Origin of the sequence: Amycolatopsis sp. Hca4, from assembly GCF_013364075.1 — a bacterium.
Lineage (GTDB): Bacteria > Actinomycetota > Actinomycetes > Mycobacteriales > Pseudonocardiaceae > Amycolatopsis.
Genome location: NZ_CP054925.1, coordinates 10,913,548 through 10,926,727, shown reverse-complemented (window position 1 = coordinate 10,926,727; position 13,180 = coordinate 10,913,548). Strand labels below are relative to the sequence as shown.

The 13,180-nt window shown below is 73.5% G+C and carries 11 protein-coding genes and 1 pseudogene; 3 read left to right on the top strand and 9 right to left on the bottom strand.

The window, feature by feature from the left end; translation table 11 throughout:
- Positions 1-37: 37 nt before the first annotated feature.
- From HUT10_RS49595 to HUT10_RS49560, 8 genes and pseudogenes are all read right to left on the bottom strand, one after another.
- Positions 38-909 (bottom strand): annotated as a pseudogene (locus tag HUT10_RS49595) (spermidine synthase).
- Entirely contained in the window at positions 909-1,268 is a 360-nt protein-coding gene (gene speD / locus HUT10_RS49590; protein WP_176177569.1) for an adenosylmethionine decarboxylase, read from the bottom strand. The pseudogene HUT10_RS49595 and the gene speD overlap by 1 nt, the downstream one beginning before the upstream one ends.
- The gene (locus HUT10_RS49585) at positions 1,261-2,409 is read right to left on the bottom strand and encodes a type III PLP-dependent enzyme (RefSeq protein ID WP_176177568.1); all 1,149 of its coding nucleotides are present in this window, start codon (positions 2,407-2,409) and stop codon (positions 1,261-1,263) included. Before HUT10_RS49585 ends, speD begins: the two co-directional genes overlap by 8 nt.
- Positions 2,410-2,433: 24 nt before the next feature.
- Positions 2,434-5,007 carry a DUF5127 domain-containing protein gene (locus tag HUT10_RS49580; RefSeq protein ID WP_176177567.1) on the bottom strand — a complete coding sequence of 858 codons (2,574 nt, stop codon included), beginning with the start codon at positions 5,005-5,007 and terminating at the stop codon, positions 2,434-2,436.
- A gap of 641 nt (positions 5,008-5,648) precedes the next feature.
- Positions 5,649-6,125: an MSMEG_6728 family protein gene (locus HUT10_RS49575; RefSeq protein ID WP_176177566.1), complete on the bottom strand. Its 477-nt coding sequence runs from the start codon at positions 6,123-6,125 to the stop codon at positions 5,649-5,651.
- 78 nt (positions 6,126-6,203) lie between these two features.
- The gene (locus tag HUT10_RS49570; RefSeq protein WP_176177565.1) at positions 6,204-6,509 is read right to left on the bottom strand and encodes a DUF1883 domain-containing protein; all 306 of its coding nucleotides are present in this window, start codon (positions 6,507-6,509) and stop codon (positions 6,204-6,206) included.
- Between the two features lie 102 nt (positions 6,510-6,611).
- Positions 6,612-7,736, bottom strand: coding sequence for a hypothetical protein (locus HUT10_RS49565; protein ID WP_176177564.1), 1,125 nt, complete (start codon positions 7,734-7,736; stop codon positions 6,612-6,614).
- A gap of 191 nt (positions 7,737-7,927) precedes the next feature.
- Positions 7,928-8,407, bottom strand: a complete 480-nt coding sequence (locus HUT10_RS49560) for a MarR family winged helix-turn-helix transcriptional regulator (protein ID WP_176177563.1) — start codon at positions 8,405-8,407, stop codon at positions 7,928-7,930.
- A 28-nt stretch (positions 8,408-8,435) separates the two neighbouring features.
- On the opposite strand from HUT10_RS49560, the gene HUT10_RS49555 reads away from it, so the two are divergent.
- Positions 8,436-9,881 (top strand): phenylacetate--CoA ligase family protein, encoded by a 1,446-nt coding sequence (locus HUT10_RS49555; RefSeq protein ID WP_254897407.1) that lies wholly within the window; start codon positions 8,436-8,438, stop codon positions 9,879-9,881.
- On the opposite strand, the gene HUT10_RS51705 is transcribed toward HUT10_RS49555, so the two are convergent.
- On the bottom strand, positions 9,878-10,933 hold the full coding sequence (locus tag HUT10_RS51705) for a hypothetical protein (protein WP_254897406.1): 1,056 nt from the start codon (positions 10,931-10,933) through the stop codon (positions 9,878-9,880). The genes HUT10_RS49555 and HUT10_RS51705 overlap by 4 nt on opposite strands.
- A 412-nt stretch (positions 10,934-11,345) precedes the next feature.
- Here HUT10_RS51705 and HUT10_RS51700 point away from each other — a divergent pair, with 412 nt between their 5' ends.
- Both HUT10_RS51700 and HUT10_RS49545 read left to right on the top strand, forming a co-directional pair.
- Positions 11,346-12,623, top strand: coding sequence for a hypothetical protein (locus HUT10_RS51700; RefSeq protein WP_254897405.1), 1,278 nt, complete (start codon positions 11,346-11,348; stop codon positions 12,621-12,623).
- 132 nt (positions 12,624-12,755) lie between these two features.
- Positions 12,756-13,148 (top strand): STAS domain-containing protein, encoded by a 393-nt coding sequence (locus tag HUT10_RS49545; RefSeq protein WP_176177561.1) that lies wholly within the window; start codon positions 12,756-12,758, stop codon positions 13,146-13,148.
- Positions 13,149-13,180: the final 32 nt, after the last annotated feature.

Here is a 13,180-nt window from a genome sequence, read left to right as displayed (position 1 = left end):
CACGTTTCGCGGGGCTCGATATTCGCGGAATCGAAGGTCAAGACCGCCGGTCCGGACCACCGGCGCGGAGCGAACGCGGCGGGGTGCAGCCGCCGAGCAGGGCTTCGGCGTCCAGCGTGGCCGCCGGGCTCCCCCGCTCCGCGAACCGCCGCGCCACCAGCGCGCCCGGGTCCCCGACCACGTCCACGCGGCCGGACAGGAACGCCCACTCGTGCTCGTCGGAGCCGAAGTACAGCACCGTGCCGAACACCTCGCGGAACCGCCGCCAGGACGCGCGCAGCGTCTCGTTGCGCCACAGCGTCGGGCAGCCGGCCTGGGAGGTCACCACCCCGCCCGGCGCCAGCAGGCGCGCGCAGCGGGCGAGGAAGTCCTTGCCGTACAAGCGGTTGTGCTGCGCGTCCGGATCGGTGTTCTCGTCCGGCAGGTCGATCACGACCACGTCGTAGCGCTCGCCCCGCGCCTCGGCCGCGGCGAGGAAGGCCCAGCCGTCCGCATAGGACACCCGGATCGGCCCCTCGCCGCGCTCGGCCCGCGCCAGCTCCGCCGGGGTGTAGCCGTAGGGCAGGTGCTCGGCGCAGGCCCGCACGGCGTCGGCGTCGATGTCCACGTGGTCGACCAGTTCGGCACCCGCGGCGACGGCGAGCCGGCTCGCCACCCCTTCGCTGGACCCGACGACGAGCACCCGCCGCACCCGCTCGGCCAGCAGGAGCGCGGGCACCATCAGGGCTTCGTGGTACACCAGCTGGCTCGCCTCGGTGCTCTGGCGTTCGCCGTCGCAGAACAGCGAAACGCCCTGCGCGTCGTCCCGATCAGCAGCTCCTGGTACGGCGTGCGCTCGTGGCAGAGCACGGCACCGACCTCCCAGACGCGGGTGAGGCCGTCGCCGACCGGTTCGTGGATCAGCGGCATCAGCGTTCTCCCCGGTGGAGGACCGACAGGTGGACGGGCGCGGCGTGCAGCGACTTGGCCAGCAGCCGCAGGGCGTGCTCGGGATCGGCGCGTTCCCCGCAGGTGAACACGTCGGCGAAGAGCGACCCGTGCTCCGGGTAGGTGTGCACGGACGCGTGCGACTCGGCCAGCAGCGCGATGACCGTGGCGCCCTGGGGCGCGAACCGCTGGGCCACGACGTCGAGGACGGTCGCGCCCGCCTCGGTCACCGCGGCCCGCAGCAGCTCCCCGAGCCGCACCGGGTCGTCGAGCAGGACCGGGTCGACGCCGTGCAGCTCGGCGAGCACGTGCCGTCCGGTGAACCGGCCGACGTCAGGCATCGCCCCACCTCCCGAGGCAGTGGGTGCGCAGCGGCTCGATCCCGTTGAACCCCACGGACGCGTAGCTGGCGGTGTAGGCCCCGGTGCCCGGCACGTCCAGCCGGTCGCCGCTGCGCAGCGCCAGCGGCAGCCGGTACGGCGTCCGCTGGTAGAGCACGTCGTCGCCGTCGCAGGTCGGGCCGGCCAGCACCACCGGGCCGTCCGGACCGCCGCGGGTGTCCACGGGTTCGAACCGGTAGGCGATGGCCTCGTTCTCGGCCTCGGCGAGGCCATTGTAGCGGCCGATGTCGAGGTACACCCAGCGCCGGTCGTCCCGCTGCGCGACCAGCACGACCTCGGTCCGCAGCAGGCCGGCGTCCGCGACGAGCACCCGGCCGGGCTCGAGCAGCAGCTCCGGCCGCCCGGACGGGAAGGACGTGTCGAGGGCCGCCGCGATGGCCGACGCGTACGCGGCCAGTGACGGGACGGCCGTGCGGTGCGTGGTCGGGAAGCCGCCACCGAGGTTGAGCCGGGTCATCCCGACCCCGTGCGCCGCGGCTTCGCCGAACAGCTTCGCCGCCGTCGCGATGCCGATCTCCCAGGCGGTGACGTCCGGCTGCTGCGAGCCGACGTGGAAGGCGATACCGGGCCGCAGCCCGTGTGCGGCCGCGCGCAGCACCAGGTCGAGGGCTTCGGCCGGGGCGCAGCCGAACTTCCGGCCGAACGGCGTCGCCGAGTCCGGCGCGTCGAGCAGGACGCGGATCGACACCGCCGAGCCCGGCGCGTACCGGGCCAGGTGGTCGACGTCGGCGGGAGCGTCCGACGTGAACTCCCGGACCCCGCGCTCGAAGGCGAAGGCGATGTCCCGCGGCTTCTTGATCGGGTTGCCGTAGGCGATCTCGGCCGGGTCGGCGCCGCGGCCGAGGCACAGTGCGAGCTCGGCAGGCCCGGCGACGTCGAAGCCGATCCCGGCCGCCACCAGCGCGTCGAGCACCGGTGGCGCCGGGTTGGCCTTGACCGCGTACCGGATCAGCGCGCCGGGGAACGCCGCACCGAACCCGGCCGCCCGGGCCGCGACCACGTCGGTGTCGACGACCAGGCACGGCGTCGGCGGCTCGCGCTCGGCGAGGAACCGGCGGATCCGGGTGAAGTCGGCGCACACGGGCGCCAGTGTCGCAAACCGGTGTCAGACGAACCGCCACAGGTGGTCCGGGGTGCCGTTGTCGTCCCACTGGGTCACCTGGGCTCCGTCCGCGGTGGACTGCTGGTCGACCGCCATCACCTTGCCGCTGCGCACGTTGACCAGCTTCGACCAGCCACCGCCGGCGTCGACGATCCGCCAGTTGTGGTCGGGGGTGCCGTTGTCGCGGTACTGCTGGACGTGGGCGCCGTTGTCGAGGCTCTGGTCGTGCACGGCGAGGACCTTGCCGCTGTTGCGGTTGACGATCCGGACCGTGCCGTCGCCGTTGTCCACCACGGCCCAGAGGTGGTCGGCGGTGCCGTTGTCCGACCACTGCGTCACCTCGGCGGAGTCGGCCAGCGCCATCTCCGAGACGGCGAGGACCTTGCCCGAGCGCTGGTTCTGCAGCTTCCGCCACGCGGTCGTCGAGGCGGCCGGGCCGGTCAGCAGCGCCAGGTAGCCACCGGCCACCGGACGGGCCTGGAAGCCACGCTGGGTGGCGTCGGCGACGACGTACCAGTCGCTGAACGGCACCCGCTGCGGTGTGGTGTTCGCGTAGCTGTAGACGCCTTCGACCAGGGTGGTGCGGATGTCCGGCCGGTCGGCGAGCCAGGCCGCGGTCCACAGTTCCCAGTCGGCTTTCGTGTAGTTGTTGCGCGGGTCGAGCAGGACGCCGTGGGCGCCGGCCCGGCCCTGGTACCAGGCGGCCTCCTGGGCGGCGACGCCGAGCGGGACCAGGTCGAGGCCGAGCACGCGGTCGGCGAAGCCGTTGTACTTCAGGCTCCAGGTGCCCGGCTGGTCGTAGGCGAGGCGCAGGTGGCTGCCGTCCTCGGCGAGCGTCACCCACTGGCTGACGTAGGCGCGGGACGTCGAGCGGTACCGCTGGGCGTCGGCGGCGTTGCCGACGGCGGTGGCGATGACGCCCATCGCGCCGACGCCGATGATCCCCTTCAGCGCGAGGTTCGCGCTGTGGGCGATGAAGCCGGTGAAGTCGTCGGTCTGGTTCTGGAAACCGGGGTCGAGGGTGTTGGCGACCAGGTATTCGGCCCACTGCCGCAGGATCCGGTAGTGGGTGTTCGCGAAGGCGGTCGCCTCCGCCGCGGGGAGCCGCTGCACCAGCGCGGCCGCCATGATCAGCAGGTTGGCCGACTCCTCGACCGGCATGCTTTCTTCGTTGCCGTCGTTGTGCCCGGTGGCGTCCGGGTAGTGGGTGCCGAGGTCGTGCTCGGCGAAGGCCATCGGCCAGCCGCCGCGCTCAGCGTAGTCGAGCAGCGGCTCCAGCAGCAGCCGCAGGTACGCGGGCGAAAGGTGCAGGTAGCCGGGGAACGCGGGGTAGATGACGTCCACTGTGGACATGTTGCCGTTGGAGGAGATCTCCTTGAGGAACGCCCACGGCGCCCCGTTCCGGTCGACCAGCTCGGTGCCGCCGAAGGCCTGGCGGAGGGCGAGCGCGCAGATCCCGGCGTAGTGCTCGCCGGTGCTCCCGCCACCGGCCGCGGCGACGGCTTCGTCGTGCAGCCGCTGGTCGATCGCGGTGGCGGCGCTCAGTGCGGCGGTGTAGTCGTTGGCGAACCACACCGCCATGTCCTGCCAGCTTCCCCAGTAGTGCGTCCACCAGGGACGCAGTTCGGTGCCGAGGTAGCGGACGGCGGGCGTGCGGACGTGCCCGACCGAGACCGTGAACGGGGCCGACGTGCCACCGGCCGGGACGGTGCCGAGGTTCTTGTTGAAGGCCAGCACCGGCCACCGGTCGCTGATCGCGCGCGGCTGGGCGGTGTCGCTGGTGTTGTTCAGGGTGCCCTGGCTCGCCGAGGCCCCGCGCACGACGGTGTCCTGCCCGATCTGCCAGGTGACGCCGGAGGTGGGCGCGGCCAGCACGAGCGAGCCCCAGCCGGCCTGGTCGCCGTTTTCCTGCAGCACGCCGGGACTGGCCGGGGTGCAGCTGAGCAGCGTGTAGCCGCCGGTCTGCTGCTGAGTCCAGGTGACGGGGGTGGCGGTGTTCCCGTGCACCCACTCGGCGGAGGTGTCGAAGTGCAGGTCGACGGTGTGTGCCCGGCCGTCGGCGCTGGCGGCCTGGATGGTGACGTACCCGAACGGGACGCATTGGCGCTGCAGGTTCGCCGGGTCGACCGGCGAGAAGAAGGTGACGGTGAGGTTCACCCCGCCGCCGGTGAGGACGTAGGTCGAGCGCGTGCCGGTGACCTGCAGGCTGAGCTGCGACATCGGGGTCGCGGCGGGGCTGCCGGGCGCGCCCGCGAAGAGGTAGGGGGTGCCGTCGATGCGGGCGAGCCCGCACAGGGCGGTGATGTGGCCGGTCCAGAAGCTGGACCAGGTGCCGGCGAGGTTGTCGGCGGGCTGCCAGGTGGAGAGGTAGGGCGAGCGGACGATCAAGGGGGTGGCGGGCGGCCGGATGGGGGTGAAGCTCCCGGCGGCGGCGGTGGGAGCGGCGGTGGCGGTCTGGGGCAGCCAGAGCGCGACCGCGACGGCGGCGGCGGTGCCACCGGCGAGCCGGAGGAGTTCGCGGCGGGTGAGGTGGTCTTGGCCGGGGATTCGGGTTCTGGTTCTGGTTCTGGAGGACATCGGTGGCCCCTTCCAACGGCGTACGAGCCGGGCGGGAAACAGATTTACATCGTTGGTACAACGTTGTAAATACGCCGAAGGTCGGGGGGCGGAGTGGGGTGCGGACCAGTGGAACCGCAGGTCCGGTGCGCATTTCGGACCCGGCGGAGGCGACCCGGCCAGGCACGGCGGCCGCGCCGGGGAATGCGGCTCGGTCCGGGCGATCTCGGTCGGGCGCAGAGCCCACCGCGCGGGCGCGCCACACGGTCGCTCGAAACCGGCGGAGCCCTACGCGGGCCCAGCCGCCCGCCCCACCGAGCGCGGCAACCGAGCGAGCAGCCCTCGCGACCCAAGCCCGGCAAGGCGCCAACGGCGCGGGCGCCTCCCCAACCGGCCAAGCCTGCGCGGCTCAACCGCCGCACCCACGAGCGCGGCAACCGAACGAGCAGGCAGCGCACGCCCCCACAGCCCAAACCCGGCAAAGCGCCAAACGCGGGCGCCACCCCGACCGGCCAAGCCCGCGCGGCCCAGCCGCCGCACCCACGAGCGAGCAGGCAGAGCAGCCGCGCAAGCCTCCGCGGCTCAGGCCGGCGAGGCGCAGCGGCCCACCGCGGGTGCGTCCCTGAGCGGCCAAGCCCGTGCGGGCAGGCGCGTGCGCCCGATCAGGCCGTGCGGCTCGGCCGGTCCGACAGCGGCCACACGTACGGCAGGTCCGGCGGTACCCCCGGGAACCGCGTCCCGTAGTGCTCCGGGTCCTTCCGCACCAACGCCGACTGGTGGCTGCGGTGGAGCGCTTCGTCGCCCAGCCACGGTGGCACGTCACCCGCCTCCGTCAGCTCCTGCTGGCTGCGGATCCCCGTGCTGCTCACCGATCGGGTGAACTCCTCCCCCAGTTTCGCCGCGCACGTGTCCGCCGCGCCCAGTTCGCACCACACCGCGCAGACCTCGAGGCCGTAGCGGGTCAGCGCTTCCTCGTAGCCCGTCCACATCTTCGCCGCCGGGTGGTGGCGCCAGCCGTAGCCGGGGATCACCAGCGCGCGGAGGACCTGGAGCGCCTCCACGCGCTGCTTTCCCAGGCGGCGGCGGTCGAGCGTGCGGGCGCTGGCGGTGAAGCCGGCGCACGGCAGGAACGTCTGCATCCGGTCCGGGTACCCCGCATCCGGCCGCCGATGCGCCGAAGGTCCGGCGGCCCCGGTCGCGGGGCCGCCGGAGGAGGGTCACCGCGAGCCGCTGCGGCCCCGCGCCGCGACGGCCGCTTCCGGTTCGACGCTCACCCGCGGACGCAGGGGCCGGGCTTCGAGGCCCTCGACGTCGATGACCAGGAACCAGTGGGCGTTGGCCGGGATGTGGATCTTGAACATCGGTGCGGTGGCCACTCCGCCGTGCATCCGGTAGTACTGCCGGCGCCGGTAAGCCTGGAAGTTGACCGCGGTCAGCAGCCGCACGTTGGCCATCGCGTCCAGGCGGACAGTGACCACCGCGTCTCTTCGCACCTTCCCGAGGTCGAACACGCTCGCTTCCATTTCGTCCCTCTTCCACGCTGGGGTTTTTCGGTCGGATTCGGCGGTCGCGGGCAGCGCGGATCGCGCCGCGGAGCACACGACGGACGGAAGATCGGGAAGCGGCTAGCCGGGCCCGGTGCCCGGTTTGCACGGCCGCCACAGCGGCACGAAATCGCCGTGCGCCCCGGGGGACGCGCGGAAGCGGTGCGGGGCCGGGCCGCCGGTCAGGAAGCCGAGCGGGATCCCGGCGCCGGCGGCGGTGGCCTCGGAGGAGGGCACGGGCGAGCTTGGGTGCGCCGGGGAGTTCCCGGGACGGTGGGTGCCGTCGTGGCTCGCTGCGCTCCGGTGCGGCTTGACGACGACGCGCGCGGCACAGGGGCGCGCTCGCTGGGCGGCCTTCGCCGGCGCCAGGACGGACCGGCGAGCCTGATCCGGTGGGGCGCCGATCGCCGCGGGTTGGCCGGGCACGATCACTTCGCGGACGACGGAGCCGGACGTGGGTGGTTCGACGGCCCCGGGCGCGCCGACGGGCGGCACGGTCTTGCCGGTGGGCTCGTTCACGACGGGCGAGGTGACCGGCTTGGCCAGGTCACTCGGCAGAGCGGAGACGATCGGTTCGAGCACCGGGGCGGCCGCCCCGGTCACCGGGGAAAGCAGCGACTTCGCGACAGCGGTGACGGGCGCGAGAACGGGAACGACGGGACGCACGACACCGGCAACGACCCGCGACACCGGCGCCACGAGCTCGGACCCGCTGATCGGCGAGACGGCAGAGCCCACGCCCCGCGCAATCGGCGCCACGGTACGGGCGGCTTCACCCACGGTCCCGACGGCGCCGGCCACCGGCGCAGACGAAACAGCCGCACCCACGGCGCGCCCCGCCGTCCCGGCGACAACCGTGGCGCCCGTGGTGACGGGTGAGGCCACCACCCGCGCCCTCGGCCCGGCAGAGGGCGCGCCCCCGGCCGCCGCCCCCGAGCTCGTCGCAACAGGCGAGGCGGCCGCCTTCGCCGTCGTGGCGACGCCCCGGCTCCCCGCCGCAACCACCCGCCCGACGGCGTGCGGCACTAGCGAATCCGACCCCACCGCACCCGCCACGGCATCGCCGGCTCCGGAGACCACCGCCGCCGCATCGGCACGGTCCGACGTCAACCAGAACACCAGCCACAGGCCGGCCACCGCGCCCGCCAGCACCAGCAGCCTGCGGGCGGCGACGGACGCGCCGCCCACCTCGCGAGCCCCGGTCACTTCGGCGAACCTCCACGGTGAGAACAGGACTGGGACGTACCCTCCAACGCCTGCTGCCACACCCCCGCAACGGCCCGTCCGGCGCTTCCACTCGTCCGGCCTAGCGGTTCCCGCTCAGCGCGCCGGACCTGCGGCTCCACTCGGCCGAGAGCGATCGACCAGGTGTCCCCTCCGCCGTACCTCCGCGGAAATCAGGCTTCCCGCCGGCCCGAGAGGGCGCCCAACGCCGTGACTCCGTGCTGGAGGCCCTCGCGGAAGGTCGCCCGCTGGCCCGGGCTCAAGTCGGCCAGCAGCGCGTTCTCCAGCTCCGCGACCGCCGGTGCGCACCCCGCGAGCAGCTCGCGGCCCGCGTCGGTGAGGCCGGCCAGCAGGACGCGCTTGTTGCCCGCCTTCGGCGTGCGCGCGATCAGGCCACGTTTCTCCAGCGCCAGCACCATTTCGTGCATCGTCTGCGGTCGCAGGAACGACCGGCGGGCCAGCTGCGCCGACGACAACGCGCCGCTGGCCTCCAGGACGCTCAGCGCCGTGTACTGCAGCGTGGTGAGCCCGAGCGGCCGCAGGGCGTCGTCGAGCAGCGCCCTGATCACCAGCTCCAGCCGCTTGACCAGGTAAAGGGTCAGCGGCGCGCCGGCGGGCTGCTCCTGGGCCGAGGTGCTCACGGCGCCCATCATGGCACGCGGGCGCCGCTATGCTCCGATCATGGACCTCGGTCGGCAGCTCCGCGTGCGGCAGGCGTTCGACACCTTCTTCGGCACCGCGGAACCGCCGGACGGCAACCCCGTCCTTGAGCTCTTCCACCGCACCGCGGAAACCGTTCCCGCGTACCGGAAGTTCCTTCGGGAACACGGCATCGAGCCCGCGACCGTCCAGTCCATCGCGGACTTCCGGGCGCTGCCGCTCACCGACAAGGCCGGTTACCACCGCAAGTACCCGCTGCCGGAGCTGTGCCGCGGCGGCACCTTCGCGGGCAACGACATGATCGCCGTCTCCTCCGGCTCCAGCGGCCACCCGACGATCTGGCCGCGGGCCCTCGAAGACGAGCTGCACGTCGCCCGGCGGTTCGAGACCGTCCTGGCCGGCGCCTTCGAGGCCGACCGGCGCAGCACCCTCGCCGTCGTCTGCTTCCCGCTCGGCACCTGGGTCGGCGGGCTGTTCACCACGGCGTGCGTGCGGCACCTCGCCGCCAAGGGGTGCCCGATCACCGTGGTCGCGCCGGGCAACAACAAGGCCGAGATCCTGCGGGTGCTGCCCGAGCTCGCGCCGCACTTCGAGCAGGTGGTGCTGCTGGGCTACCCGCCGTTCGTCAAGGACGTCGTCGACACGGGCCTGGCCGCGGGTGTCGACTGGCCCGCGTACGCGATCAAGCTCGTGCTCGCCGGCGAGGTGTTCAGCGAGCAGTGGCGGGAGCTGGTGGCCCGGCGGGCCGGGATCGCCGACCCGGTCCGCCACGTCGCGTCGTTGTACGGCACCGCCGATGCCGGCGTGCTCGGCACCGAAACGCCGCTGTCGGCGGGCATCCGCCGGTTCCTCGCCGGCCGCCCGGAGCTGGCGCGCGAGCTCTTCGGCGACGCGCGGCTGCCGACGCTGGTGCAGTACGACCCGGCGAGCCGCTTCTTCGAGGTGCACGAAGGCACCCTGGTCTTCAGCGGCGACGGCGGCATCCCGCTCATCCGCTACCACATCGCCGACGACGGCGGGCTCCTGTCGCACGCGGAGCTGCTCGCGTTCTGCGCACGGCACGGCTTCACCCCGCCACCGGGTCCCGACCTGCCGTTCGTGTACGTGTTCGGCCGCTCGCTGTTCACGGTGTCGTTCTTCGGCGCGAACGTCTACCCGGAGAACGTGACCGTCGGCCTGGAGCAGCCCGGCATCAGCGACACGGTGACGGGCAAGTTCGTCGTCGAGTCGGTCGAGGACGCCGACCGCGACCGCCGCCTGCGCGTGACCGTGGAGACGGCGCCGGGCGCCACCGCGGACGCCGGCCGCATCGCGGAGGCGGTGCGCACTCAGCTCGTGCGGTTGAACAGCGAGTTCGCCCACTACGTCCCGGCCGAGCGGCAGCTGCCGCAGATCGTCCTGCGGCCGGCGGGCGACCCCGAGTACTTCCCGGTCGGGGTCAAGCACCGCTACACGCGGCCGAGCTAGGGCCGCGCGAGCTTGCGGAACCGTTCCCGGCGCTCGTCGGCCGACGAGCCGTCGGCGATGTCGTCGTCGAACCACGAACACAGGGCCGCCCACAGTTCCGCGCGGGCCGCGAAATCGTCCACCGGGGTCTGCTCGAGTTCGGCCACGTCCGCCAGCAGGTGGTCCAGGCGGCGGTCGCACAGCCGGACGTACTCGCGGACCACGATGTTCGCGTCGAGGTCGGTCCTGGCGCGGGGGCCGGCCGCCCCGCGCAGCTGGGCGTGCAGGCTTTCCTCGCAGTACAACGGGAATCCGGCGATCGAGCCCGGGTAGCCGCACTCGGCCGCCCACTCGCGGAACGCGCAGATCGCCTGGTAGCGCGTGTACCAGTCCTGCTTGCCCGCCGCCAGGTTCGCCAGCTTGCGCCAGGCGTCGCGGTCGGCCGAGCGCCAGCGGTCGAGCGTGCGGCCGTCCGGGCGCGGTCCCTCGTCGAGGGCGCGGCCGCGCCAGAAGTGCGCCCGGCAGCCCGCGATCTCGGCGACCAGCCGCCGGACGTAGCCGACCTGCTCCCAGACGTGCGCGCGCTGCGGCCGCAGCGGCGCCGCCCGGTCCGGGGAGAACGTCACCATCTCGAACCCGCGGAACAGCTCGTGGCCGCGCAGTGCCGCGAGGTCCGGGTCCTCCCCCATCACCCACGAGCGGCGCTCCGGCAGCCGCCCGCTGTGGCTGATCGTCGCCGCGTGGTAGAGCTCGCGGACCGCGCGGCGGGCCACCTCGTCCCGCGCTTCGCCCAGCAGACGCGGGTTGCGCGCGCGGTCGCGCAGGTCTCGCTCGCCGCGCGGGCCGACTTCGAGCATCGCGACCGCGTACACGCTCGCGGCGTTGTAGCACTCCTCCCACGAGCGGCGCGGCCCGGCGGCTTCGACGGTGTCGTCGAGCGCCTGCGGGTCCGGCGGCCAGCGCCGGTCCGGGCAGACGTCGGCCAGCCGGACGCGGCTGCCGGGGTAGGCGGGCTGCGGCTCGGGCACCGCGCCGGTGACCGGCTCGACGTCGGCCATCGCGCGCCGCAGCACCCGACCAGACCAGGGACAGGTCGAGGGCGCGGTTGGTCAGCTGCCGCCAGCTGCGCCGCCAGCGGCGGGTGAACCGGCGGTAGTCCTCGACGAGCCGCTCGATCTCGTACTGCGACAGCGCGCAGAAGTACGACCGCATCTCCGCGGCCCGCTGGTTGTACTCGGCCAGCTGCGCCGGGGTCGCCTCGCTGACCAGCAGCTCTTCGACCGGCACCTTGAGCACCCGCCGGTGCAGCTCGAGCCGCTTCTCGCGCGGGATCGCGTACGGGCGCGTCCGGACGTCGAGGTCGACGTACCGGCGGAACCGCAGCTCGATCGCGGCCCGCAGCTCCGCGCGGCGCTGTGCCCGCGCGTCGCCGGGGACGCCCGCGGTGGTCCGCCGCACCCACCAGGACCCGGCCACGGAGTCGCCGTGGCCGAGCACCAGCGCGTGCCGGTAGCGGGCGATGAGCAGGGCGACGTCGCGGCCGCGGCCGGCGTGGCGCGGCTGGCGGGCGAAGTCCGGGCCGATCCACCAGCGGGCCAGCCGCGCGTGGCCCCGGCTGCAGACGGTGATGACGTCGTCGTAGGTGGCGAGCGCGTCCAGGTGCAGGTCGAGCTGTTCCTGCAGGGCGGCGATCTCGAGTCTGATGTAGACGTTCGCCGGGTCGAGGCTGACCGCGCGGTAGTACTCCGCGAGGGCCTCGTCGTAGCGGCGGTAGGTGATGAAGTGGTTGGCGCGCTGGTAGGCGTCGAAGAGCTCGTACGGGATCTTCGCGCCGCGCCAGGCGGCCCAGTGGATGTTCGAGCGGACGTAGGCGCTGCGCGGGATGACCAGTGCGGCCACCGCGTTCGCCGCCCGGTGCAGCACGCGCGGCCAGTTCGCGTCTTCGATCACCAGCGGGCTCGCAGCGAACCGCGGGACGCGCACGAGCTCCAGGATCAGCTGGTGCCGGCCCGGGGTGTTGCCGGGCCGGACGGTGCCGGTGACGGTGAACGCGGCGGGCGGCTGGGCGAGCCGGATCACCTTGGTGACCGCCTTCCACCAGCCCTCCGCGGCGTCGCCGGCGTGCTCGACGATCTGGAGGAAGTCGTAGGAGCTGCCGGCGCCGGGGACCGGCGTCGGGGTGTAGAGCCGGGAGTCGTTGAGGAACCGCTTGAAGGTGGCGGTCAGCTCGACGGCGGAGTCGACCTCGCGGTCGTGGCTGCCTTCGGGCCGTTCGTCGACGAACACCCGGATGTCGATCTGGTTGGCCCGGTAGGCCGCGGCCTCCAGCCGCGCCCGGCCGACGAAGTACAGCGTCAGGACGGCGGAGACGAGCACCACGGACGTCTGCAGCACGGTCCAGGTGATCACGGTGGCGACCTTCGGGTCCCGCACGAACGTCCACGCCTGGAAGAACGGCAGGTAGGGCACGACGGCGAAGCCGGCCGCGACGAGCCCGGCCGTCACCGCCGCCAGCCACCACCGGATCCGGTGAGCCGCGGGCAGTTCCGCCTGGTCGAAGCCACCGAGCCGGCGCCCGTGCACCATCGATCACCCCCTGGTGTCAGGTTACTCGCCGAGAGGGTGCATTTCGTTACGGCCCGTTATCCGCGGGCTCGGCGATCACCGGGAGTGCCCGCCGGGCCGAGCCGCCTCCTTCACGATCCGTGGTGCATTTTTCACCGGTTCCCGCGCCACCTGGTCACTCCCGATGGGTCCGGGTAGTGCAGATGCACTATGCTGGCGGGGCACGGTTGAGCCGTCAGCCGCCGCCGGACGTTCCGCGCCCGGGCCGGTTTGCCGCACCCGTCCCGAGACGTCCGGTTCGCTCCCGCTGCCTGACGAAAGGGTGCCGCGATGGTTCCGGAACCGCGCTCGGCCGACCCCCGGCTCGCCACCACCGACTGGCTCGACGCCGGCGGGCACATGTCCGTGCGCGTGCTCACCCCCGGCCCCCGCACCCTGCTCGTCGAGGCGGTCGGCGAGGTCGACCTCAACACCGCACGCCGCCTCGACAAGGTCCTGCAGGAGCGCGTCCCCGCCCACCTCGACGCCCTCGTCATCGACCTCGCCGGGGTCACGTTCTTCTCGGTCGCGGGGCTGAACTCGCTGCTGCGCGCCCAGCTGCTCGCCGACTCGGCCGGGGCGCGCCTGACCGTGGACGCCGGCGGGTCCCGCGCGGTGCAGCGGCTGTTCACCCTGCTGCCGTCCGACTTCGACTGCGTCGCCGACGTCCGGCCGGTGCCCTGACCGCTCACCTGCGAGCAGCCCACCAGCCCGCT